General features: G+C 67.5%; 12 protein-coding genes and 1 tRNA gene. 12 read left to right on the top strand and 1 reads right to left on the bottom strand.

Going from position 1 to position 25,411, the window contains the following annotated elements; translation table 11 throughout:
- Positions 1 to 596: LacI family DNA-binding transcriptional regulator (locus tag D183_RS0122300; protein ID WP_017910953.1), on the bottom strand; the 596-nt coding region annotated here is incomplete at its 3' end.
- A 131-nt stretch (positions 597 to 727) separates the two neighbouring features.
- Between D183_RS0122300 and D183_RS0122305 the strand changes: the two genes are divergently transcribed.
- The 12 genes from D183_RS0122305 to D183_RS25690 all read left to right on the top strand — a co-directional run.
- Positions 728 to 3,079, top strand: a complete 2,352-nt coding sequence (locus D183_RS0122305; protein WP_017910954.1) for a GH92 family glycosyl hydrolase — start codon at positions 728 to 730, stop codon at positions 3,077 to 3,079.
- Between the two features lie 791 nt (positions 3,080 to 3,870).
- A complete protein-coding gene (locus tag D183_RS0122310; RefSeq protein ID WP_026144755.1) occupies positions 3,871 to 7,032 on the top strand; it encodes a maltotransferase domain-containing protein in 3,162 nt (1,053 codons plus the stop codon).
- A complete protein-coding gene (treS, locus tag D183_RS0122315; RefSeq protein WP_017910956.1) occupies positions 7,029 to 10,382 on the top strand; it encodes a maltose alpha-D-glucosyltransferase in 3,354 nt (1,117 codons plus the stop codon). Before D183_RS0122310 ends, treS begins: the two co-directional genes overlap by 4 nt.
- The gene (gene glgB / locus D183_RS0122320) at positions 10,379 to 12,562 is read left to right on the top strand and encodes a 1,4-alpha-glucan branching protein GlgB (protein WP_017910957.1); all 2,184 of its coding nucleotides are present in this window, start codon (positions 10,379 to 10,381) and stop codon (positions 12,560 to 12,562) included. Before treS ends, glgB begins: the two co-directional genes overlap by 4 nt.
- 359 nt (positions 12,563 to 12,921) lie before the next feature.
- Positions 12,922 to 12,997 (top strand) — tRNA-Ile (locus tag D183_RS0122325).
- 593 nt (positions 12,998 to 13,590) lie between these two features.
- Positions 13,591 to 13,761: a type II toxin-antitoxin system HicA family toxin gene (locus D183_RS28275; protein ID WP_157835248.1), complete on the top strand. Its 171-nt coding sequence runs from the start codon at positions 13,591 to 13,593 to the stop codon at positions 13,759 to 13,761.
- A gap of 154 nt (positions 13,762 to 13,915) precedes the next feature.
- Positions 13,916 to 14,332 (top strand): type II toxin-antitoxin system HicB family antitoxin, encoded by a 417-nt coding sequence (locus D183_RS26655; protein ID WP_081613420.1) that lies wholly within the window; start codon positions 13,916 to 13,918, stop codon positions 14,330 to 14,332.
- Positions 14,333 to 14,805: 473 nt separating this feature from the next.
- Positions 14,806 to 15,126 carry a hypothetical protein gene (locus D183_RS0122330; protein ID WP_017910958.1) on the top strand — a complete coding sequence of 107 codons (321 nt, stop codon included), beginning with the start codon at positions 14,806 to 14,808 and terminating at the stop codon, positions 15,124 to 15,126.
- Positions 15,127 to 15,367: 241 nt separating this feature from the next.
- Positions 15,368 to 15,631 carry a hypothetical protein gene (locus tag D183_RS0122335; protein ID WP_017910959.1) on the top strand — a complete coding sequence of 88 codons (264 nt, stop codon included), beginning with the start codon at positions 15,368 to 15,370 and terminating at the stop codon, positions 15,629 to 15,631.
- Positions 15,632 to 16,114: 483 nt separating this feature from the next.
- Entirely contained in the window at positions 16,115 to 19,507 is a 3,393-nt protein-coding gene (locus D183_RS0122340) for a GH92 family glycosyl hydrolase (RefSeq protein WP_026144756.1), read from the top strand.
- Between the two features lie 295 nt (positions 19,508 to 19,802).
- Positions 19,803 to 22,904 carry a TonB-dependent receptor gene (locus D183_RS0122345; protein ID WP_017910961.1) on the top strand — a complete coding sequence of 1,034 codons (3,102 nt, stop codon included), beginning with the start codon at positions 19,803 to 19,805 and terminating at the stop codon, positions 22,902 to 22,904.
- Between the two features lie 139 nt (positions 22,905 to 23,043).
- Positions 23,044 to 25,411 (top strand): GH92 family glycosyl hydrolase (locus D183_RS25690; RefSeq protein ID WP_017910962.1); only part of this gene is annotated, 2,368 nt, incomplete at its 3' end.

The following is a 25,411-nucleotide window of genomic DNA, read 5'->3' on the forward strand; positions in this document are numbered from 1 at the left end:
CAGGAACTGGACTGGCGGTGGCCGCCGAAGAAGGCGATGGCGCGGTGGCCCTGCGCCAGCAGGTGTTCGGTGGCCAGGCGCGCGCCGCGGCGGTTGTCCAGCGCCAGCAGCGGCCAGTCGCCGTCCAGCGCGCGGTTGAACAGCAGCACCGGCAGGCGCGGCCCCAGCAACTGGCGCAACCGCGCCGCGTCGGTGTTCTCAGTGGGCGAGAGGATCATCGCCGCGGGGTGGTGTTCGATCAGCGAGGCCAGCACGGTCTGCTGGCGCTCAGGCGATTCGCCGGTGCTGCCCATCAGCATCACGTAGCCGGCCTCGGCTAGCGCCGCGTCCACGCCGCCAGCGAACTCGGCGAAGAACGGATTGGCCAGGTCGTTGACCACCAGCGCCACCGCATTGGACGCGCGGCCGCGCAGGCTGGCCGCGCCGCGGTGGTAGACATAGCCCTGGCGGGCGATCTCCGCCGCCACCCGCGCGCGCGTGTCCGCATGCACCAGCGGGCTGTTGCGCAGCACCAGCGACACGGTCGCCCGCGACACGCCGCAGGCGGCGGCGATGTCGGACACGGTGACGCGTTTGTCGGCGGGAGACGGCGCCACGGCGCATTAGACCGGTTCAAAAGGTCGCTCATCCTGCGCCGTCGTGATCCGATCCGCATTTTGCAGTGCAGCAAGGCATTGCAGTGGCTTTGTGCTATCCGTTTGGATCGATTCGATACGGGGAGCCTGCCATGCGCAGCTCGAGGACGCTGGGCGGCGCTGCCGCACTGCTGCTGGCCGCGCTGTGGCCGATCGCATCCGCCGTCGCAGCGGCGGGCGGTAGCGCCGGCGAGCGTGCGGTGGCCGCGGTGGACCCCTTCATCGGCACCGGCGGCGAGGGCCACACCTATCCCGGCGCCACGGTGCCGTTCGGCATGGTCCAACTGAGCCCGGACACGCGCATCCAGCCGCGCAAGGACGCCTACGGCTGGGCGGCCGGCTACCGCTACGACGACCGCAGCCTGGTCGGCTTCTCGCATACGCACTTCTCCGGCACCGGCCACTCCGACCTGGGCGACGTGCTGCTGATGCCGATCAGCGGTGCGGTGCGGCTGGAGCGTGGCGACCCGGACACGCCCGGCAGCGGCTACAGCGCGCGCTTCCGCCACGACGACGAGCGCGCCGAGCCGGGCTACTACGCGGTGACCCTGGACGACGACAAAGTGCGCGCCGAACTCACCGCCAGCGCCCGCGTCGGCGTGCACCGCTACACCTACCCAGCCGGACAGCCGGCGCACGTGCTGCTGGACCTGCGCACCAGCCTGTACGACTACCCGGGCAAGATCAGCTGGTCGCGGCTGCGCCTGCGCGCCGACGGCACCGTCACCGGCTTCCGCGAGACCCGCGGCTGGGCGCAGGGGCGGCAGCTGTACTTCGCCCTACGCTTCTCGCAGCCGCTGCGCGGCCACGCCTTCCACAACACCGAGCAGGACATTCCCTACAAGGGCTTTCCGCCGCCGGGCGACAACGACCCCACCCAGCGCGCCCAGATCGAAGGCCGGCAACTGGTGGGATCGTTCGACTTCGGCGACGCCCTGCGCGGGCCGCTGCTGGTCAAGGTGGCGATCTCGCCGGTCAGCGAGGACAGCGCCATCGCCAATCTCGACGCCGAAGTGCCGGGCTGGGATTTCGACGGCGTGCGCCGCGCGGCACGCGCGCAATGGGCGCAGGCGCTGGGCGCGGTGGAGGTGGATGCGCCGCCCGCGCAGCGCACCCAGTTCTACACCGCGCTGTACCACAGCCTGCTCGGCCCGACCCTGTTCATGGACAGCGACGGCCGCTATCGCGGGCCGGACAACGCCGTGCACCAGGCGCAGGGCTACACCCACTATTCGACGTTCTCGCTGTGGGACACCTACCGCGCGCTGCACCCGCTGCTGACCATCGTGCAGCCACCGCAACGCACCAACGACATCGTCAACTCGCTGCTTGCGCACCAGCGCGAAAGCCCCTACGGCGTGCTGCCGGTGTGGGCGTTCCATGGTCTGGAGACCTGGTGCATGATCGGCTACCACGCGGTGCCGGTGATCGCCGACGCGTACATGAAGGGCATCCGCGGCTACGACACCGACGCCGCGCTCAAGGCCATGGTGGCCAGCGCCAACTACGGCCCCTACGACGGCATCGCCCAGTATCGCGAGCTGGGCTACGTGCCGATCGACGAGGAAGGCGAGGCCGCCTCCAAGACCCTGGAATACGCCTTCGACGACTGGACCATCGCGCGCATGGCCAAGGAGATGGGCCGCAGCGAGGTCGCCGCCGCTTTCGCCAAGCGCGCCGGCAACTGGCGCAACGCCTTCGACCCCGACACCGGCTTCATGCGCGCGCGCAAGCGCGACGGCGCCTTCCGCACACCGTTCGATCCGGACGCCAGCGGCTACGGCACCGACTACACCGAAGGCAACGCCTGGCAGTACTCCTGGTACGTGCCGCAGGACGTGGCCGGCCTGGCCCGTGCGCACGGCGGCGACGACAAACTGCTGGCGCGGCTGGATCAGGTGTTCGACGCCAAGGTCGATCCCAAGGTGTTCGCGCACATGGAGGACATCACCGGGCTGATCGGCTGGTATGCGCACGGCAACGAACCCAGCCATCACGTCGCCTATCTGTATGCCTACGCCGGGCAGCCGTGGCGCACCCAGGCGCGGCTGCAGCAGATCATGCGCAGCCAGTACGCCGCGCGCCCGGACGGCCTGGCCGGCAACGACGACATGGGGCAGATGTCGGCCTGGTACGTGTTCACCGCGCTGGGCTTCTACCCGGTGGCGCCGGCCAGCAACCAGTACATCCTCGGCCGTCCGTTCCTGCCGCGCGCCACCCTGGCGCTGCCCAACGGCAAGCGCTTCACGGTGATCGCCGACGGCCTGGACGACGCACATCCCTATGTCGGCAGCGTCACCCTCAACGGGCGGCCGCTGAACCGCGCGTTCCTGCGCCACGAGGAACTCATGGCCGGCGGCGAACTGCGCTTCACCCTGCAGGCTACGCCCAACACCGCCTGGGCCGCGGCCGGCGCCGAGCGCGCCTATTCGATGAGCGAGTGAAGGGCGCTCCACCTATTCCGGGAGATGTCCCGTAAGAGCGGCTTCAGCCGCGACGGGGCATTCCCGGTCGAGCCCTGTCGGCTGAAGCCGCCCCACTGGGGCTTGCGGCGAGCCCGCCCGGTGCACTGTGGGAGGGACTTCAGTCCCGACTGCTGTAGCAATCGGTCATTGGATGGCTTCACTCGTCGCGACTGAAGTCGCTCCCACAGGGGCTTGCGGTGCGCCTGCCGGGTGCACAGTGGGAGGGACTTCAGTCCCGACGCATTGCGGCATCGGAAAGCACATCACTTCGCGCGTCGCGGCGTCATGACAGTTGGGTTCCAGGGGCCAGTGGCGTCCGGCTGGAGTGTAGTGACAGTAAGTTCGGAGATGCGTTGAAGCCGCGCCGGCGTGAGTCTGCACCTGGAAGACGGCCGAGGCCTCTGCGCCGCACTGCGGCCTCGTGCGCGACGCAAGCGCGAGCGTCAGCATCGCGTGAATTCGGCATGGCCCGCATTGCGTATGGCGTCGCGCAGCGTGCGCCGCCACACGCTGTCACAGCGCGTCGCATCACATGCACGCGCATTTAATGTCATCCACACATTCCATTTGCGGCGTTCGTGGTCTTGTAGCGCGGCTGCATCGCATCGCGCGGACCGGGTGCGCCGGCGCCGTCGCCATCCCTGGAAGCGCGACCGCGTGCAGGCGCATCCCGTTCCGACGCCCTTGCCATGCGACGGCGCAGTCCGCGCTGCCGGCAACGGTGCGCAGAGGCGACGTGTCCTTCTCATTCGTCGAACGGGATCTTCCGAATGCATGTCTGCCTGCTGTCCCTCTTTCCTCCTCACGATGCGGCCGCGCTGGACACGGCCATGGCGGCGGCACAGGCACAGGGCTGCGATCACATCGTCTTGCCCAATCCGTTCGCACAGGATGCGCAGGGCCGTCTGCACGACCCCGCAGCCGACGACGCGGCGGGCCAGACACAGTTGCGCCACTGGCTGCAGCGGGCCGAGCAGCATGGGCTGCGCGTGCTGCTGGACCTGCGCATCGACGAGATCGGCGGCGGCAGCCGCCTGCTGCAGGAACATCCGCACTGGTTCCGCGCACGCAGCTCGGCGCTGCCGGATCCGCGCGCCGAACGCGCCGCGCCGGACATCGCCCAGGGCCGTTTCGCCTCTGCCGAGGAAGGAGCGGGGCTGGCACAGTGGTGGAGCGCGCGGCTGCTCGACTGGGTGCATAGCGGCGTGGCCGGCTTCCGCGTATTGCAGCCGCAGCGCGTACCGGCGTCGCTGTGGCGCACGCTGATCGACGGGGTCCACGCACAGGCGCCGCAGGCGCGGCTGCTGGCGTGGACGCCCGGCTTGGGCCTGGACGCCTTGCGCAGCCTGGCGGGCGCCGGCTTCGATGCCGCGTTCTCCTCCCTGGCCTGGTGGGACGGTCGTGGCGACTGGTTCTTCGACGAGGACAGCGCCGTGCGTGCGCTAGCGCGCTGCGTGGTCGCCACCGTCGATGCCGAGACGGCCTCCGATACGCCACTGCCCTTGCCGCGCGCGCAGAGGCAGCGCATCGCCGCCGCGTTCGGTGGCGCCTGGGCGATCGGCGCGCAGGACACATCGACAGAACACGGGCAGCCCGCGCCTGCGCAGCACGGTACCTCCGAGAGCGATGCGTCCACGCCGGCTGCGTCGTTGCCCAACGCCACCACGTCGCTGCGCCTGCGCCCGCTGTTGCGCGACGGCGCGCTCACCGCGGTGGCAGTGGAGCCGCTGGACGCCGCGCCATGGCTGGTGCTGCTCAACAGCGACCGCGACCACCTGCTGCCTGTACCGGGGCCGGCGCTGCTGCGCCTGCTCGGCGACAGCGAGGGCCTGCTCAGCGACCATGGCGAGCCGATCCAGGGCGAGCAGGGCGGCACCCTGGAAGCCGGCGAGGTGCGCATCTATCGCAGCCTGCCGGCGCGCCCGGTGCTGACCGCGGCACGGGCGCGCACGCCCGCCGAGGTCGCCGCGGGCGAGGCGCGGGTGTGCATCGAGGCGGTGACGCCGTCGGTGGACGACGGACGCTTCCCGGTCAAGCGCACCGTCGGTGACCGCGTGTGTGTGGAAGCCGATGCGTTCTGCGATGGCCACGACCGCATCGCCGTTGCCTTGCTGTGGCGCGCAGCCGATGCGCGCACCTGGTCCAGCACGCCGATGCGCGCCCTAGGCAACGACCGCTGGCGTGGCGAATTCCCGCTGCAGCGCCTGGGCCGCTACGAATTCCGCATCGAGGCCTGGCGCGACGTCTACGCCACCACCCACGCCGACCTGGAAAAGAAGCGCGCTGCCGGCACGCTGCTGCCGGTGGACGTACAGGAAGCACTGGCCCAGGTCGAGGCCGCACGTGGCCGTAGCCGCGGCGCGCTGGCCACGCGGCTGAAAGCCATCGCCACCCGCATCGCCCGCACCGACGACCTAGCCGAGAAGGCGCAGTTGCTGCTCGAACCCGACACCGCCGAAGCGATGGCGCGCGCCGATGCCAAGCCGTTCCGCACCGAATACCCGATGACCTTCCGGGTCGAGGCCGAACGCCGCGCCGCGCACTTCGCCAGCTGGTACGAACTGTTCCCGCGCTCGCAGAGCGGCGATCCGCAGCGCCACGGCACCTTCGACGACGTGATCGCGCGGCTGCCGCACATTCAGGCCATGGGCTTCGACGTGCTGTACATGCCGCCGATACATCCCATCGGCGAGAAGAACCGCAAGGGCCGCAACAACGCGGTGACCGCCGAGCCGGGCGAACCCGGCAGCCCGTATGCGATCGGCTCGGCCGAAGGTGGGCATACCGAGGTGCACCCGCAGTTGGGCGGGCTCGAGGGCTTCCGCCGCCTGCGCGCGGCCGCGGCCGAGCACGGCCTGGAACTGGCCCTGGATTTCGCCATCCAGTGCGCGCCGGATCATCCGTGGCTGCGCGACCATCCGGACTGGTTCACCTGGCGCGCCGACGGCTCCATCCCGTACGCGGAGAACCCGCCGAAGAAATACCAGGACATCGTCAACGTCGACTTCTACGCCAGCGGCGCGGTGCCGGCGCTGTGGAACGCGCTGCGCGATGCGGTGCTGTTCTGGGTCAACGAGGGCGTCACCCTGTTCCGCGTCGACAACCCGCACACCAAGCCGTTCCCGTTCTGGGAATGGCTGATCGCCGAAGTGCGCGGGCGCCATCCGCAAGTGGTGTTCCTGTCCGAGGCCTTCACCCGGCCCAAGCCGATGTACCGGCTGGCCAAGGTCGGCTTCTCGCAGTCCTATACCTATTTCACCTGGCGCCAGCACAAGGCCGAACTGCAGGCCTACATCGAGGAACTCAACAGCGGCGCGCCCAGCGAGTGCTTCCGCCCGCACTTCTTCGTCAACACGCCGGACATCAATCCGCTGTTCCTGCAGCACAGTGGGCGCAGCGGGCACCTGATCCGCGCTGCGCTGGCGACCACGTTGTCCGGGCTGTGGGGCATGTACCAGGGCTTCGAACTGTGCGAGGCCACGCCGCTGCCGGGCAAGGAGGAATACCTCGACTCGGAGAAGTACCAGTTGCGCGTGTGGCCGGAGCGCGCACCGGGCGACATCGTCGAGGAGATCACCCGCCTCAACCTGCTGCGCCGCCAGCATCCGGAGCTGCAGTCGCACCTGGGCACGCGCTTCTACGTCGCGCACAACGAGCAGGTGCTGTACTTCGGCAAGTTCCTCGATGAAGCGCACCTGGCGCGCGGACGCAGCCTGGTGCTGGTGGCGGTGAGCCTGGACCCGCATGCGGCGCAGAACGCGCAGATCGAAGTGCCGCTGTGGGAGCTGGGCCTGCCCGACCACGCCAGCGTCGCCGTGCGCGACCTGTGGGACGGCCACGACTTCACCTGGTACGGCAAGACCCAACACATCCGCCTCGATCCGTCGCGGCCGTTCTCCCTGTGGCGCATCCGCGCCGGAGTTCCTGCATGAATGTCGCCGCGCCGTCGTCCCCCCACCTCGAGCCGCGCGCACCGGCCGGCGATGCGCGCTGGTACAAGGACGCGATCATCTACCAGGTGCACGTCAAGTCGTTCTTCGACTCCAACGACGACGGCATCGGCGACTTCCCCGGGCTGATCTCCAAGCTCGACTACATCGCCGACCTGGGCGTGGACACGATCTGGCTGCTGCCGTTCTACCCCAGCCCGCGCCGCGACGACGGCTACGACATTGCCGAGTACATGGCGGTGCATCCGGACTACGGCAGCATCGCCGACTTCCAGCGCTTCGTGGAGCAGGCGCACGCGCGCGGCATCCGCATCGTCACCGAACTGGTGATCAACCACACCTCCGACCAGCATCCCTGGTTCCAGCGCGCGCGCATGGCCCCGGCCGGCTCGCCGGAGCGCGCGTTCTATGTGTGGTCCGACAGCGACCAGGACTACGCCGGCACCCGCATCATCTTCTGCGACACCGAAAAGTCCAACTGGACCTGGGACCCGGAGGCCGGCCAGTACTTCTGGCACCGCTTCTACTCGCACCAGCCGGACCTGAACTTCGATAATCCCGCGGTGCTGGAAGCGGTGCTGGAGGTGATGCGCTTCTGGCTGGACATGGGCGTCGACGGCCTGCGCCTGGACGCGGTGCCGTACCTGATCGAGCGCGAGGGCACCTCCAACGAGAACCTGCCCGAGACCCACGCCATCCTGCGCCGCATCCGCGCCACGCTCGATGCCGAGTACCCGGACCGCATGCTGCTGGCCGAGGCCAATATGTGGCCGGAAGACACCCAGCAGTACTTCGGCGAGAACGCCGATGAATGCCACATGGCGTTCCACTTCCCGCTGATGCCGCGCATGTACATGGCGATCGCGCGCGAAGACCGCTTCCCGATCACCGACATCATGCGCCAGACCCCGGAGATCCCGGAGAGTTGCCAGTGGGCGATCTTCCTGCGCAACCACGACGAGCTGACCCTGGAGATGGTCACCGACTCCGAGCGCGACTACCTGTGGCAGACCTATGCCGCCGACCGCCGCGCGCGTATCAACCTCGGCATCCGCCGGCGCCTGGCGCCGCTGCTGGAGCGCGACCGCCGCCGCATCGAACTGATGACGTCGCTGCTGCTGACCATGCCCGGCACGCCGGTGCTGTACTACGGCGACGAGATCGGCATGGGCGACAACATCCATCTCGGCGATCGCGACGGCGTACGCACGCCGATGCAATGGTCGATCGACCGCAACGGCGGCTTCTCGCGCGCCGATCCCGCGGCGCTGGTGCTGCCGCCGATCATGGACCCGCTGTACGGCTTCCAGGCGGTCAACGTGGAAGCACAGCAGCGCGACCAGTACTCGTTGCTGACCTGGACCCGCCGCGTGCTGTCGGTGCGCAAGCGCTACCGCGCCTTCGGCCGCGGCGCGCTGCGCTTCCTGTATCCGGGCAATCGCCGCCTGCTCGCCTACCTGCGCTGTCACGAGGACGAGACCGTCCTGTGCGTGGCCAACCTCTCGCACACGCTGCAGGCGGTGGAGCTGGACCTGTCCGAGTTCGAGGGCCGGGTGCCGGTGGACATCCTCGGCGGCGGCAGCTTTCCGCCGATCGGGCGCCTGACCTATCTGCTCACCGTGCCGGCGTTCGGCTTCTACGCCTTCCAACTGGTCGGCAACGCCACGCTGCCGGACTGGCACGTGCCGGCGCCGGTGCCGCTGCCGGATTACCAGACCCTGGTGCTGCGTAGCACGGTCGACAGCGCCGGCCTGCAGCCGCACCTGCCGATGCTGGAGCGCGACATCCTGCCGGCGTGGCTGTCCACGCGGCGCTGGTTCGCGGCCAAGGACCGCGCGCTGCGCAGCGTGCGCATCGCGCGGCGCACGCCGCTGTCCGGCGGCGACGGCCTGACCCTGCTGGAAATCGAGGCGGAGCTGGACGACGGCGCCCACGAGCGCTACATCCTGCCGCTGGGCATCGTCTGGGAGCGCGAGCAGCCGAGCGTACTGGCCGAGCAACTGGCGCTGGCGCGCGTGCGTCACGGCCGCGAGGTGGGCTACCTGACCGATGCGTTCGCGCTGAAGCCCTTCACCCTGAGCATGCTCGCCGCGTTGCGCGACAAGGCGGAACTGCGCGTGGACGGGGACGGCGAGAACGAGACGGCTGCCGAGCGCATCCGCTTCTGCCCGACACCGGCGCTGCAGCGCGTGGATATCCCCGCCGATCCGGAGATCCGCTGGCTGTCGGCGGAGCAAAGCAACAGCTCGTTGATCGTCGGCGACGCGGCGGTGTTCAAGCTGCTGCGACGCGTGTCGGCCGGCATCAACCCGGAGATCGAGATCGGCGAGCGCCTCACTGCGCTGGGCTATGCCAACGCCGCGCCGCTGCTGGGCCATGTCGCCCGTGTCGAGGCCGACGGCAGCGAGACCACGCTGGCCCTGCTGCAGGGCTTCGTGCGCAACCAGGGCGACGCCTGGCGCTGGACCCTGGATCATCTCGCACGCGGCGCCGAGGAATACGACGCCGCCCAGGACGATGCCGCGCGGCTGGAGAGCGTGGCCGGCTACGATGCCTTCGCCGCGCTGGTCGGCCGGCGCCTGGCCGAACTGCACGCGGTCCTGGCGCAACCCACCGACGCGCCTGCGTTCGCGCCGCAGCCGGTGGACGCGGCCGCGGCGCAGCAGGTCGTGGACGGCGTGGTGCACGAAGTGCAGGCCATGTGGGACACGCTGCTGGCGCATCGCGAGGCCAACGACGACCCGGCCGAACACGCCGCGGTGGACAGCCTGCTGGCCGAGCGTGCGCGTTTGGATGCCTGGCTGCAGCAGGCGCCGTCGTTGTTGTCCGGTGCGCTGCTGACCCGCGTGCATGGCGATTTCCACCTCGGCCAGATCCTGGTCGCGTTCGACGACGTGGTGCTGATCGACTTCGAAGGCGAGCCGGCCAAGTCGCTGGACGAACGCCGCGCCAAGGCCAGCCCGCTGCACGACGTGGCCGGCTTCCTGCGCTCGCTCGACTACGCCAGCGAGGTCTCCGCGCGCGGCGAAGAAGGCACCGCTGCGCGTGTGGGCGCGGGTTTGGACACCGCGCAGGAGGCGTACCTGGCCGCGTTCCGCAGCCGCGCCAGCGCCGCGTTCCTGGCGGCCTACCGTGCGGTGCTCGATGCGAGCCCGCATCCGTGGGTGGCGCCGGCCGCGTTCGAGGCCACCACCTTGCTGTTCCTGATCGAGAAGGCCTGCTACGAAATTCGCTACGAGGCCGCCAACCGCCCGGCATGGATCATGGTGCCCATACAGGGACTGTTGCGCATACTCGACCGCTTTCCCGCGCCCCAGGAGTCGATTCGATGAGTGATGCCGTCCACGTCTGGGACGACGCGACGCAACGCGCCTTCGCCACCGCCCGCCACGGCGACCCGTTCGCCGTGCTGGGCGCGCATCGCCTCGGCCAGGCGCGGGTGCTGCGCAGCTACCAGCCGGGCGCCGATGCGGTGCTGGCGGTACTGGAGGACGGCAGCGAAGTGCCGCTGCAACAGGGCCCGGAAGGCTTCTTCCATGCCGAACTGCCGGGCGAGGGCCGCTACCGCCTGCGCATCCGCTGGCCCGGCGGCGAGCAGGACACCGCCGACGCCTACGCGTTCGGCCCGCAGCTCAGCGACTTCGACCTGCACCTGATCGCCGAGGGCCATCACCTGCACCTGGCCGATGCGCTGGGTGCCAACGTGGTCGAGGTCGACGGCGAACGCGGCACCCGCTTCGCCGTGTGGGCGCCCAACGCCTCGCGCGTGGCGGTGATCGGCGACTTCAACAGCTGGGACGCGCGCCGCCACCCGATGCGCCTGCGCCACCAGGCCGGCGTGTGGGAACTGTTCGTGCCCGGCGTCGGCCCCGGCGCCCGCTACAAATTCGCCCTGCGCGGCCCGCGCGGCGAAGAGTTGCCAGCCAAGGCCGACCCGGTCGCGCGCCAGGCCGAACTGGCGCCCGGCACCGCCTCCATCGTCGCCGACCCCACGCCGTTCCAGTGGCGCGACGACGCCTGGATGGCCACGCGCGCGCGCCGCCACGCCCCGCAGGCGCCGATCAGCGTGTACGAAGTGCACGCCGGCTCGTGGATGCACGCCGCCGACGGCAGCATGCTGGACTGGGACGCGCTGGCCGAGCGGCTGATTCCCTACGTGGCCGACATGGGCTTCACCCACATCGAACTGCTGCCGGTCACTGAGCATCCGTTCGGCGGCTCCTGGGGCTACCAGCCGCTGGGCCTGTTCGCGCCCACCGCGCGCTTCGGCAGCCCGGAAGGCTTCGCCCGCTTCGTCGATCGCTGCCACCGCGAGGACATCGGCGTCATCGTCGACTGGGTGCCGGCGCATTTCCCCACCGACGCGCACGGCCTGGCCCACTTCGACGGCACCGCCCTGTACGAACACGCCGACCCGCGCGAAGGCTTCCACCGCGACTGGAACACCCTCATCTACAACCACGGCCGTCGCGAAGTTTCCGGCTTCCTGATCGCCAGCGCGCTGGAGTTCCTGCAGCGCTACCACGTCGACGGCCTGCGCGTGGACGCCGTCGCCTCCATGCTCTACCGCGACTACAGCCGCAACGCCGGCGAATGGGTGCCCAACATCCACGGCGGCCGCGAGAACTACGAAAGCATCGCCTTCCTGCGCCGGCTCAACCAGGTGGTGGCTGAGCAGGCGCCCGGCGCCATGACCATCGCCGAAGAATCCACCGCCTGGCCCGGCGTCACCGCCGACCTCGCCCACGGCGGCCTCGGCTTCGATTACAAGTGGAACATGGGCTGGATGCACGACAGCCTGCACTACATCGAACTGGACCCGATCTACCGCCGCTACCACCACGGCGAGATGACCTTCAGCATGGTCTACGCGTATTCCGAGCGTTTCATGCTGCCCATCTCCCACGACGAAGTGGTGCACGGCAAGCGCTCCCTGCTTGGCCGCATGCCCGGCGACGACTGGCAGCGCTTCGCCAACCTGCGCGCCTACCTCGGCTACATGTACACCCACCCCGGGCGCAAGCTACTGTTCATGGGCTGCGAAATCGCCCAGCCCACCGAGTGGAACCACGACGCCGCGCTGCCCTGGCACCTGCTCGACCAGCCCAACCATCGCGGTATCCAGCGCCTGGTTCGCGACCTCAACCGCCTCTACGCCGAGCACCCCGCCCTGCACGCCCGCGACGATGAGCCGGAAGGTTTCGCCTGGGTCATCGGCGACGACGCCGGCAACAGCCTGTTCGCCTACCTGCGCAAGGCCCGCAGCGGCGACGCACCGCTGCTGGTGGTGGCCAACCTCACCCCGCAGGTGCACCACTGCTACCGCATCGGCGTCCCCCGCGGCGGCCGCTGGCGCGAACTGTTGAACTCCGACAGCGAGATCTACGGCGGCAGCAACACCGGCAACGGCGGCAGCGTGCGCGCCGAGAACGTCGGCGCGCATGGGCATCCGGCGTCGCTGGCGTTGACCATCCCGCCGCTGGCGGTGCTGGTGCTGGGGGTGGAGGAGTAGGGCGAGTAGGGCGAGAAAGCGAAGGGGCCGTGGCTAGAGCGCGGAAAGAGCCGGCTGGCCGGAAGAAGCCGGCTGTTGTGGGAGGGACTTCAGTCCCGACGCTTTCCCGATTGACTGTCAGCCCCTGAGCCGCAACCACACCAGATGCCAAGGATGCGCACCGATCAGGTGCAGTCCTTGGCGTTCAGTTCGCTGAGGCCACAGGCCGAGAGCAATTCTCGGCCCCGTCTACCGCCCCGGGCAGACAGCCCACCACCCCGACCGGTAAACTCACGCCCGCCTCGGCGCCTTCCTTTGCATGCACGCCAGAGGCGCCAAGCCGGCGGCCGACGCATCGCCCGCCTGCTCCGGACGCATCCGGGCCTATAGCTCAACGGTTAGAGCAGAGGACTCATAATCCTTTGGTTCCAGGTTCGAATCCTGGTGGGCCCACCATAAAATTGTGATTACCGTTGTCGTAAGCTCCGGTGGTCACTGACTTGTGCCTATTCCGTGCCTACTTCTTGCGTGCTGGGTTCGCCATCTCTCTACTGATTGTTCGCCTGACCCATGCTTGAAGGCGCGACACCGACCACAGGATTTTGCGGCCGACCTTCACGGGCGCCGAAACGACTTTCCCGTACGCCGCGATAGATGGTGCTCTTGCCTAATCCGATGGTGCTTGTCAATCACGCAAACGGTGCGAATCCATTGGGGTCATGTGCATCAAAGGCCATAGGAAAAACCTGCGTTAGAACCATCTTTACCGCAGTTATCTCAGGGCCAGCAGCAAGTTTACAGCCCGTGGCACTTCGTCTTTCGAGAAGGATTTGATTAAAGACGCCATGGCTACCGCCGACTGACCTGTCGGGGGCTAAGTGTCCGGGGATCTATCGTCAGTCGCATCAGGGAAGTTGCGCTGGATTTGGTGATAAACAAAAGTGTTGACAAGTAAGCAAAAACGTTTACTATGTGTCTTGCGGGGGACGTCCCCGCGCCTAGGAGGGTCCTATGCGACTACGATAAAAGTATGAATAGAGGCAAGAGCATTGAAAACAGCACAGTTTAAGCGGCAGCTGGCGGCGGCGGGCGCTACCTTCAAGCAAGGTGGAAAGCACATAAAAGTGTACCTTAATGGCAAGCAGACAACTCTTCCTCGCCATAAGGAGATTTCGGATCTTCTCGTTGAGTTGATCCGTAAGCAGTTAAACGTGAAGTAATGCGTTTAGCTTGCATGGTGATGGCCGCCCTCGGGCGGCCTGATTGTCATGTGTAAGGTGAGATGTTTCATGTGAAAGTTTTCTTTGTTTGCAACGACCCTCGATAGAATTGTTGATACCTGAATCCCACAAAAGATGCAAAGAGGTTTACATCATGTTTAGTTATCCCGCCCGCCTCACTAAGGTTGGTGCAGGGTACGTCGTATCTTTCAGGGATATCCCTGAGGCACTGACGGAAGGCGGTAGTAGAGAAGAGGCGCTAGAATTGGCAAGTGATGCCCTTACCAGTGCTATGGATTTCTATTTCCAAGATCGTAGAGAAGTACCGATGCCTTCAAAGGCTAAAAAGGGCGAGGAAGAGGTGCCGCTTTCCACCAGTATGGCGGCAAAAATTCTTCTTCTTAACGAAATGTTGCGTGAGAAAGTCACACCAGCAACCTTGGCGAAGAGGCTTCAGACCTCCCCCCAAGTAGTTACCAGAATCGTTGATCTGCACCATTCTACTAAGATCGATACCATTGCTGAAGCGTTTAGTGCGATGGGTAAAACGCTGGTCCTCTCGGTAGCTTAGCTGCTGCGTTACCAAGGAAGGATAGGGAGGGTAGGTGGCTGTGTTGCTTAACAGCTGAGGTTTACAGGATGTGAAACGCTGCTGGCGGTAGGCAGAATGTGTGAATAGTCGCCCTACTTGTCATAAGGCCTCCGCAGCAATGTGGGGGCTTTTTTCTTTCCGGCTTTCGAGTCAGCAATCACAGTGGCTGCGAATCTAGCAGCTAGCCAGCCGCGCGGCTGCTCTCTGGATTCGCATAAGAGTAGGTGCCCAACCGCAGGGATGCCTCATCGACACAGCTGCTGTACCGATTCAACTGATTGATCACCCCAATCACCGCAGAAAGTGCGGTTATTGTGCCTGAGGCGAATCGCGCCATTGTCCCCGCTTGCCGCGGCACGAAACACCCAACGTCAAGCAACGCAAGGGCTAGCCGGCGATGATGGTTCTATCTGAATATCATTTACTTGAACTCTATTGGTTGTGTGTGGGTGATGTCGACCTATCAGGCGTCGGGCGAGGGTGCGGATCAATGCTCGTTGTACGGCATCAAACTTGCCATGGCGTTGCTCGGCAAGAACAAGCATTACGCGATGCACAGCATCCAGCGGCGGCATTTCAGCAGTACGGCGCAGAAAGTGGGTTATGCGCCGTCGGCTGAGCCGATCATCGAGGAGATCCTGGCGCGCACGCCTGCCGCCATCGCCGAGGTGCGGGCGGACCTGCCGCAAGACATTTCGCCACGCGTGGTGGATGCGATCCTGGGTGGGATCGAACAGGCGGCGCTCGCGCTTGAAGGGATGCCTGCTAGCTAAAGCGGGGCCGTCGTGATCCGCGTAGCAGCGTGGCGCAAGGGCGAAGCCGCGCCGCGAAGCGGCGTCGGCTTGAATGTCATGTTGGACCGCCTATCGGCAAGTCTCAACGCCAAAGCTGTTGGTACTGCAGCGCGTTGCGCTGCCCTTGTCGTCGCGATACGTCGTGTTGCCGAAGGAGTCCGCCATGCCGCGAACCACGTCGCCCTAATCGCTACGGGTCGTGGTATTGCCGTAGGAGTCCGTGCTGCTGCGCGTCACGCTTCCGTCGTCGCCCCGGCAGGTCTTGTTGCCGTACGAGTCCGAGGAGCAGCGAATCACGTTGCCCTGGTCGTCACGGGTTGTGGTGTTGCCGTATGAGTCTTTGCTGGTGCGCGTCACGCTTCCGTCGTCGCCCCGGCACGTGGTGTTGCCGTACGAGTCCGTCGAGCAGCGTGTTGTGTCGGCAAATGCGCTCGACGTGGCCAGCAGTCCAGTCAAAAGTGCGAGTGTGGCCATTTTCATTTGAAACCCCTGTGTGTGGAGCGATCCAGCGCTTGCCAGTGTAGCCGTTGATCGTCAGTCAGGCAGGGCGCTCTATCGCCTTCGATCGCCCCTCGTCGCGGGACGTTCAGCGTCATCTCTCTTCGTATTCAACGTAACGCGATCGAAGCTGGATCGCGTGTCGATCCGCAGGCGAACTGTTGCGCAGCAGCATGCAACTCATCAAAAGGCGTGTTACTTCTAGTTCAGTTGGATCGATCCAAAGCCGTTGATGCAGCGCATCGGGGGAAGACGGCGGGTAGGGATCGCGTGCTACGCGTTTGCTGAGGCCTGCTCTTGTGTCCGCATGCAGCTGCGGTCGTGAAGCGGTGTCGGATGCCGACTTGAGCTGCGATTCATCGGGTCGATCCGGTCCACGTTGCGTGCCTTAGCTGCGCGCCGTAGCCACCGAGGTGCGTGACGCCACACGTCGCGGCACAACCGACCGAGAGAGTTTGGGGAGTCTGTCATGCCAATCCGTCTGCGTTTCGCGCACCTGTCCGAATCGTCTTGCAGGTGGGTGGCGTCGCTCGTTGCCTCGGCGTTGCTGTGCGCGGGAACTGGCGCGGCACGCGCGGCCGATGCCGATTTTGCGTCCTCGTTCGAGCGTGGCGACCCTGCGCCTGCGTCGGCCACGCAGTCCGAAAAAGCAGGCGTCCGAGTCACCATCGGCAATGGCCCGGAACTGCCCTACGCGGCCAAGGCCGGCATGGGCTACACCGGGCTGCATGCGCTGCACTATCGCGCTACTGCGGCCGGGCACGCACAGCTGTTTGCGGTCGATCTGCCGGTGGAGCCGGACACGACGCTGTCGTGGATGGTGCTGCCGGAGATCGTCGACGGCGAGACGGTGGCGTCGACCGGCGTAACGGTGGATCTGCTGTTCGACGATGGGCGCCGCTTGTCCGAGTTGGGCGTGGAGGATCAGCACGGTGCGCCGGTCAGTGCGGCGGGGCAGGCGGCGTCGAAGACGCTGTATCCGCAGCAGTGGGCGTTCAAGCAGGTGCGGCTGGGTGAGGTGGCGGCCTTGCGCGGCAAGCGCATCCGCGCGATCGAGCTGCAGGTGCAGCCCGGCGCCGGCAAGGTGGCGTCGGGCTGGATCGACGATGTCGCGGTGCGACGCGAACCAGCGCCGCAGGCGGCGCGCCGGCCCAGCGACGAGGTGGTGACCACGCGCGGCACGCAGTCCAACGGCACGTTCTCGCGCGGCAACAACATCCCGGCCACGGCCATGCCGCATGGCTTCAATTTCTGGGTGCCGGCGACCGATGCGGGGACGCTGAGCTGGCTGTACCGCTGGAACGAACAGAACGGCGACGACAACCGGCCGCGGCTGCAGGCGCTGTCGATCAGTCACGAGCCCAGCCCGTGGATGGGCGATCGCCAGACGTTCCAGGTGATGCCGTCGTCCACGCGCGGGGTGCCGGAGGCGGACCGCGCCAAGCGCGCGTTGTCCTTCAGCCACGACCACGAGGAGGCGCGCCCGCATCTGTACCGGGTGGACTTCGACAACGGCATCCGCGCCGAGTTGGCGCCGAGCGAGCGGGCGGCGATCTTCCGCTTCCGCTTTCCCGAGGGCGGCGATGCCAATCTGCTGTTCGACAATGTGGATGCGCGCGGCGGGCTGACCCTGGATGCGGCGACGCAGACGCTGCGCGGGTTTTCCGATACACGCAGCGGGCTATCCAATGGCGCCACGCGCTTGTTCGTGTATGCGCGCTTCGACCGTCCGTGGACGGCCAGCGGCAAGATCGCCACGGGCCGGCCGACCGGCTATGTGAAGTTCGCGCCGGGCGCGGACCGCACGGTGGTGATGCGCATCGCCACCTCGCTGATCTCGGTGGAGCAGGCGCAGCGCAGTCTGCAGCAGGAGATCGGCGACGCCGGGTTCGAGCTGGTGCAGTCGCGTGCGCAGGATGCGTGGGACACGGTGCTGGGCCGGGTACAGGTGCAAGGCGCCAGCCACGACCAGCGGGTCACGGTGTACTCCAATCTGTATCGGCTGTTCCTGTATCCCAACGTCGCCCACGAGAACCTCGGCGACGCGGTGCATCCGGATTGGCGGCATGCCGACCAGAACAGTTGGTCCAAGGACAACACCGGCGGCGATGCCGAGCGCACCGCGGCGCCGATCCTGCCGGGCAAGGTCTACGTCAACAACGGCTTCTGGGACACCTTCCGCACCAGTTGGCCGGCGTATGCGCTGTTCGCGCCGGAGCAGGCCGGGGCAATGATCGATGGCTTCCTGCAGCAGTACCGCGACGGCGGCTGGGTGGCGCGCTGGTCCTCGCCGGGCTATGCGGATCTGATGGTCGGCACCAGTTCCGATGTGGCCTTCGCCGATGCCTGGCTGAAGGGCGTGCGCGGGTTCGATCCGCACGAGGCCTATGCGGCGGCGCTGCGCAACGCGACGGTGGTGCCGCCGGTGTCGAATGTGGGCCGCAAGGGCCTGGCCCGCTCGATGTACCGCGGCTACGCCGCCAACGATGTGCACGAAGGGCTGTCGTGGACGCTGGAGGGCGCACTCAACGATTTCGGCCTGGCGCAGATGGCGCAGGCGCTGGCGGAACAGGAACAGGAGCCGCAGCAGGCGCAGCGCTACCGCGAGGAAGCCGAGTACTTCCGGGCGCGTGCCACCGATTATGTGTATCTGTTCGACCCGGCCACGCGTTTCTTCCGTGGGCGTACGCCGGCTGGCCAGTGGAGTACGCCTGCGTCGAAGTTCGATCCGCGCGTATGGGGTGGCGACTACACCGAGGCCAATGCCTGGACCTTCGCCTTCACCACGCCGCACGACGCGGCCGGCCTGGCCGGGTTGCTGGGCGGCGAGGACGCCATGGCGGCGCGGCTGGACGAACTCTTCGCCACGCCGGAGGCCGCGGACAAGCGCTTCGCCGGCAGCTATCGCGGCGTCATCCACGAGATGACCGAGGCGCGCGACGTGCGCATGGGCATGTACGCGCACAGCAACCAGCCCTCGCACCATCTGCCGTGGATGTACGTGGCGGCGGGGCAGCCGTGGAAGACCCAACGCCTCACCCGCGAGGTGCTGCGTCGGCTGTACCTGGGCAGCGAGATCGGCCAGGGCTATCCGGGCGACGAGGATAACGGCGAGATGTCGGCGTGGTACCTGTTCGCCATGCTCGGGCTGTATCCGCTGCGGATGGGCGCGCCGGAGTACGTGATCGGCTCGCCGGCGTTTCCGCGCGCGGAGGTCGAGCTCGGCAACGGTCGCAAGCTGGTGGTGATCGCGCGCAACAACAGTGCACGCAACGTGTACGTGCAGTCGCTCACGCTCAACGGCAAGCCGTGGAACACCGCCTGGCTGCGCCACCAGGACATCGCCGACGGCGCCACGCTGGAGTTCGTGATGGGCGCGACGCCCTCGCGCTGGGGCAGCGGTGCGGATGCGCTGCCGCCGTCGCTGACGCCGCCGGGCAGCGCGCCGCGCGGGCTGGAGGATGTGGCGTCGCAGGCCGTGGCGGTGTCGCTGGAAGGGCAGCCCAAGGCCGCCGCCCTGGTCGACGACGATGCGACGACGGCGCTGCGGCTGCCGGTCGGTGCCAGTGTCGACTTGCGTTTCGCAGCGCCGCAGCGCGCCACCCACTACACGCTGACCAGCGGCACTGCCGCCATGTCCGGCTTGGCGTGGACGCTGGAAGGGCGCAACGGAGACGGCGCGTGGACCACGCTGGACCAGCGACGCGCGCAGGCATTCGCCTGGGCGCGGCAATTGCGGCCGTTCCGCATCGCCAAGCCCGGCGCGTACAGCGCGTACCGCCTGCGCCTGGAGGCGGGCAAGGACGTGGCGCTGGCCGAGATCGAATTGCTGCAGCCGGTGACGCGGCAGGCCATGCCGTGACCGCGTGCGAACGCGGTGAGCGCGGCCTGCCTGCCGCGCCTGGCGGACGTCGTACGCCGTACTAGGCCTGTTGCGCGGCAGCATGCGCTGCTGCATGGGCTGTGATACTTAGTTTTCCACTGCATTAGAACGATCCAATCGTATCTGCGCAGAAGGGGGAGGGAGACGTAGGGAAGCCGGCTTGCCGCAAGGGCGCCGGAGAGTTTTCGTGTCACACCGCGCGGTGTTCTCGCCCGATCCTTGGATCGATAGAAACCCGCCGCAGCCGATCAATCTTTGGGAGAGGATGATTGAAATGAACTGCATGCCATCCGCACGCAACCGCAGCACGCTGTCCGCCGGCATCGCCATCGCCTTGTTCGCGACGGCCGCCTCCACCACCGCCTTCGCCCAGCAGGCCGACGGCACGCCGACGCCCACGGGTCAGGCCGAGGTCAAGGCCACCGACCTGGACGCGGTGACGGTGACCGGCTACCGCTACGCGATCGAGAAGAGCCTGGAGCAGAAGCGCAACGCCAACGCCGTGGTCGACGTGATCACCGCCGAGGACGTGGGCAAGTTCCCCGACAAGAACGTGGCCGATGCGCTGCAGCGCGTGCCCGGCGTGGTCATCACCCGCGACGGCGGCGAAGGCAAGAACGTCAGCGTGCGCGGCCTGTCCTCGGAGCTGGTGCTGACCGAATTGAACGGCAACTACATCGCCACCGCCGAGTCCAATGGCGACCCGACGCGCTCGTTCAACTACACGCTGCTGCCGTCGAACCTGCTCGGCAGCGCCGAGTTGTACAAGACGCCGGAAGCGCGCATCGACGAAGGCGGCATCGGCGGTACGGTGATCCTGCAGACGCGGCGCCCGCTGGAACTGGAGCCCAATTCCGGCTTCGTCTCCGCCGAGGGCGTGTGGTCGGACAGCAGCAAGAAGACCGACGGCCAGTTCTCCGGCTCGTACTCGTGGCACGACCAGGACAACCGCTTCGGCGTGTTCGTCGGCTACACGCAGCAAAAGCGCACTGCGCGCACGCTCAACGCCAGCACCGAGAGCTGGCAGTGGTACGGCCGCGACGAAGGCGGCCCGGCGGTCGACGTCAACGGCAATCCGTCGGACTTCAACGCCAACTGGTGGGGTGGCACCGGCTTCTGGGACCAGAACGGCAAGTACTACACCCGCTTCATGATGCCGACCGCGGTCAGCCTGGACGTCAAGCAGGAGGAACGCGAGCGCAAGGGCGGCCAGCTGACCTTCCAGTTCAAGCCCACCGACGACCTGACCCTGACCGCGAACTACTTCCGCTTCGATCTGTCGCAGAACTCGCAGACCAACACGGTCAAGATCCCCGAGTGGAACATCGCCCGCTACTACGGCGACGGCAACTGGCGCGGCGGCCGCCTGCTCGACGGGCTGCAGTTCGATCCCAGCGGCACCATCGTCACCGGCGCCAACTACAGCCTGCATCCGGGCAAGGCCTACTACTGCAGCGAAGCACAGGCCGCCGCCGCCGGCCTGCCCCCAGGCGGCTGGGGCTCGGACGACTGCACGGTGCCCACGCCGCAGATCACCGGCAGCTACAACATCGAGAAGTCGCTGTCGCAGACGGTGGACCTGGGCGGCGAGTGGCGCGGCGAGAAGGTGGACGTGTCGTTCAAGGCCGGCCGCACCTGGGCCAAGGGCGGCCCGGAGCTGCAGTTCTCGCTGCCGATCAAGCCGCGCCGGCAGAACGCCGACGGCAGTTGGACCAACGGCAACTTCGCCAGCGCCTGGGACCTGACTGGCACGCCGACCATGACCTTCTCGCCGGAGCTGATGCAGAACCTGCGCGACGGCATCCTGCAGGTCGACCTGGGTTCGACCGGTTCGTCCTGGACCCGCAACACCAACCAGCAGCAGTACGCGCAGATCGATACCACCTGGCACATGGACGGCGAGTTCTTCGACTCGCTGCAGTTCGGCCTCAAGCGCCGCGACGGCGGCATCCACCGCAACACCGGCAACAACTACTGGGTGTGCCCGGGCACCGACCCGAGCGACTACAACAACCGCTACTGGAACGGGCGCTGCAATGCGCTGGCCACGCAGTTCTCGCCGGACCTGCTGTTCTCGCTGGACAACCTGGCCGGCGGGGTAAAGTCCAGCGCGTTCCCGGCGATCAACTTCCCCGGCTACATCGGCTACTTGAACCAGACCTACGGCGCGATGCAGACCCGTAACGAAGACAACTTCGTCTACAACGTCGACGAGAAGATCTATTCGACCTACCTGCAGCTCAACTTCCACACCGAGCGCCTGCGCGGCAACGTCGGCGTGCGGGTGGCGCGCACCGGTCAGCATGCCGATTCCACCGACAAGGTGACCGCCTATAACGATTATTTCTTCGATGGTGCCGACGGCAATCCGCTGGCCTGTCAGCAGGGCGCGGCCATGCCCGCGGGCGCGCCAGCCGATACCTACTGCGGCACCGAAGGCTATTGGCGGCTTTCCGACACCGAGCAGCGCACCGAGTCGTTCGTGGTCAGTGCGCTGGACCGCAAGTACACCGACGTGCTGCCCAGCTTCAACCTGGCCTACGACCTGACCGAGAACCTGCTGCTGCGCGCGGCGGCGTCGAAGGTGATCGCGCGGCCCAGCTACAACGCCATCGCCGCGCCCGGCAGCCTGGAGTACTACAGCCCGGAATACGTGGCCGACCGGCGCCTGACCGGCGGTGCCAGCGAGCAGGGCTGGTACGGCTCGGGCAGCAACAAGAAGCTGGAGCCGTACAAGGCCAACCAGTTCGACCTGGGGCTGGAGTGGTACTTCCAGCCGGGCTCGGTGGCGGGCGTGGGGCTGTTCCGCAAGAACGTGGAGAACTTCTCGGTCGATGTGATCAGCGACGTCAACATGCTGATCAACGGCCAGACGGTTACGGTGCAGAACTACAGCACCAAGGCCGGCGGCCAGGACGCGGTGTCGCAGGGCGTGGAGCTGTACGCGCAGCACACGCTGCCCTCCGGCCTCGGTGTGCAGTTCAACTACACCTACAACGATGCCAGCAAGGCCGCGGTGCGGCTGGAGGACGGCACCGAGGTCGGCAAGACGTCGATGCCGGGCAGTGCCAAGAACCAGACCAACCTCACCGTGTTCTACGAGACCGACCGGCTGCTGCTGCGCGCCTCGTACAACCGTCGCGGCGAGCTGGTGCAGGGCCTGGTCAACGGCTTGAACGTCTACGAGGAACCGTACTACCAGATCGATCTGAATGCGGCGTACAACATCACCCCGGCGCTCAGCCTCACCGCGTCGGTGCTGAATTTGACCAAGCAGGAGTCGCGCCAGCATCTGGGCGACGACACCCGGGCGCGCTTCTACACCGGCGGTTACGCCGGGCGGCTGGCGTACCTGGGGCTGACCTACAAGTTCTAGGCTGCAGCCTGTCGTGCCCATGTCCGCCGCGCGGCGGTCGGCATGGGCGCGACGGTCCGGCGACGGCCGGGCCGCCGTTTTCGCCGTCCACGACCGCGCCGTCGCGCTTGCCGCGGTCGTCCACTACAGGATCCATCGCATGACGTCTTCCCCGCTGCCCTCCCTGCTGCGCACGTTCGCCCTGTCCTTGCTGCTGGTGACGCCGGCACTGGCCGCCGCGCCCCGGCTCAGTGCCGAGGTCAACACCTTCATCGGCAGCAAGGACGACGGCAACACCTTCCCCGGTGCGTCGGCTCCGTTCGGCATGATCCAGGTCAGCCCGATCGGCGCGCACTACGCCGGCTGGCGCTACGACGATCCGCAGATCCGCGGCTTCGGCCATTCCTTCCTGTCCGGCGCCGGCTGCTGGGAGCAGGGCGGGCAGGTCTCGGTGCTGCCGGTCACCGGGCGCATCGGTCCCGGCGGCGCGTTCGATACGGGCGACCCGAAGGCGTTCGACCACACCCGCTATGGCGCGCGCTACCAGCACGACGGCGAGCGCGGCCAGGCCGGCTACTACAAGGTGCGGCTGACCGATTACGGCGGCATCGACGCCGAAGCGACCGCACTGACCCGCGCTGCGGCCGAGCGCTACACCTTTTCCACCTCGGGCGAGGGCCACGTGCTGGTCAATATCGGCCAGGCCAACGCCCGCCATATGGTCACCGGCAGCACCCTGAACGTGGTCGGCGACCGCGTCGTGGAAGGCAAGCTGGTGACGCAGAGCTTCTGCGGCGGCCACCAGTACACCACCTGGTTCCGCCTGGAGTTCGATCGCCCGTTCAAGGCCTTCGGCACCTGGGGCGAGGCCGGCGGCGTGCCGGGCTCGCGCCATGGCATGGAGGGCGAGGGCAAGCCCAGCGGCGCGTGGCTCACCTTCGATCTGAGCAAGGGCCGCGCGGTCACCGCCATCTCGGCGATCTCGCACGTGGACGCCGAGGGCGCGCGCAACAACCTGCGCAGTGAGGGCATGGCCAATGGCCGCCTGCTCGGCTTCGATGCGATGCGCGCCCGCGCGCAGCAGGCCTGGGACAAGGAACTGGCCAGCGTGCGCGTGCAGGGCGCCAGCGGCGACGACCGCGTGGTGTTCTACACCGCGCTCTACCACGCGCTGCTGCAGCCGCTGACCGGCAGCGACGCCGATGGCCGTTACCGCGGCTACGACGACGGCATCCACCACGCCGACGGCTGGACCTACCACGAGTTCTTCTCGTTGTGGGACACCTATCGTGCGCAGAACCAGTTGCTGGCGTTGTTGCGTCCGCAGCGCGCCGCCGACATCGGCCGCTCGATCCTGGCGATCAATGCACAAGGCGGTTGGCTGCCGCGCTGGGGCTATGCCAACTTCGAGACCAACGTGATGACCGGCGATCCGGTCACGCCGTTCCTGGTCGACCTGTGGCGCTTCGGCGCGCTGCAGGGGCGCGAGGCGGAAGCCTATGCCGCGCTGCGCCGCAATGCGTTCGAGATGCCGCCGATGAACTCGCGGCACGCGGGGCGTTCCGGCAATGCCAGCTACCTGGCGCAGGGCTTCGTGCAGTACGACCGCGCGTTTCCGTCCAAGGGCATGGATGTCGACCCGCACCACGGCGGCTCGGCGACGCTGGAGTACGCGCTGGCCGATTGCGCGCTGTCGACCATGGCCGGTGCGCTGGGGCATGCTGAGGACGCGGCGGTGCTGAATCGGCGTGGGCGCAACTGGCGTTCGATCTGGGATCCATCGGTGCGCGATACGCAGACCGGCTTCACCGGTTTCCCGCGGCCGCGCACCGAGGATGGGGCGTGGTACACGCCGGCGGACGGTCACTACGATCCGCGTTCGCAGCACGGTTTCCACGAAGGCACGGCCTGGCAATACCAGTGGCTGGCGCAGCAGGACGTGCCGGGCCTGGTGGAGGCGATGCACGGGCCGGAGCAGACCGCGCGGCGACTGGATACCTTCTTCGCCTACGACGCGTTGCTGGCCGACCCGGCCGGCGCGGCGCGCAAGGAATGGGTGATGGGGCCGTACAGCTACTACAGCCAGTTCCGCTACAACCCCAATAACGAACCGGACCTGCATGCGCCGTGGATGTACACGCTGATCGGCCAGCCGTGGAAGACCAGCACCGTGCTGCATGCGGCGCAGACGCTGTTCACCAACGCGCCCAACGGCGTGACCGGCAACGACGACCTGGGCACGATGTCGGCGTGGTACCTCTTCAGCGTGATGGGCCTGTATCCGGCGGTGCCCGGCACCGGACAGTTCCTGCTGCACGCGCCGCGCTTCTCGCGCGTCGAGCTGGACGTGGGCGCTGGCCGCACGCTGCGCATCGACGCGCCGCAGGCCGGGGACGGCAAGCTGCGCTACGTCGGTGGCGTGTCGCTGGATGGCCGCGCACACGCGCCGGTGTGGCTGGATTGGGCGCAGTTGCGCCAGGGCGGCCGCCTGCGCTTCGACCTGCGCGATGCGCCGCAGCCGCAGGGCT

Source organism: Xanthomonas sp. SHU 199, from assembly GCF_000364665.1.
Classification (GTDB): Bacteria; Pseudomonadota; Gammaproteobacteria; order Xanthomonadales; family Xanthomonadaceae; genus Xanthomonas_A; species Xanthomonas_A sontii.

Coding starts and splice junctions, on each gene's coding strand:
- D183_RS0122305 (WP_017910954.1), top strand. CDS start 728: ATGCGCAGCTCGAGGACGCTGGGCGGCGCTGCCGCACTGCTGCTGGCC.
- D183_RS0122310 (WP_026144755.1), top strand. CDS start 3,871: ATGCATGTCTGCCTGCTGTCCCTCTTTCCTCCTCACGATGCGGCCGCG.
- treS (WP_017910956.1), top strand. CDS start 7,029: ATGAATGTCGCCGCGCCGTCGTCCCCCCACCTCGAGCCGCGCGCACCG.
- glgB (WP_017910957.1), top strand. CDS start 10,379: ATGAGTGATGCCGTCCACGTCTGGGACGACGCGACGCAACGCGCCTTC.
- D183_RS26655 (WP_081613420.1), top strand. CDS start 13,916: ATGTTTAGTTATCCCGCCCGCCTCACTAAGGTTGGTGCAGGGTACGTC.
- D183_RS0122330 (WP_017910958.1), top strand. CDS start 14,806: ATGTCGACCTATCAGGCGTCGGGCGAGGGTGCGGATCAATGCTCGTTG.
- D183_RS0122340 (WP_026144756.1), top strand. CDS start 16,115: ATGCCAATCCGTCTGCGTTTCGCGCACCTGTCCGAATCGTCTTGCAGG.
- D183_RS0122345 (WP_017910961.1), top strand. CDS start 19,803: ATGAACTGCATGCCATCCGCACGCAACCGCAGCACGCTGTCCGCCGGC.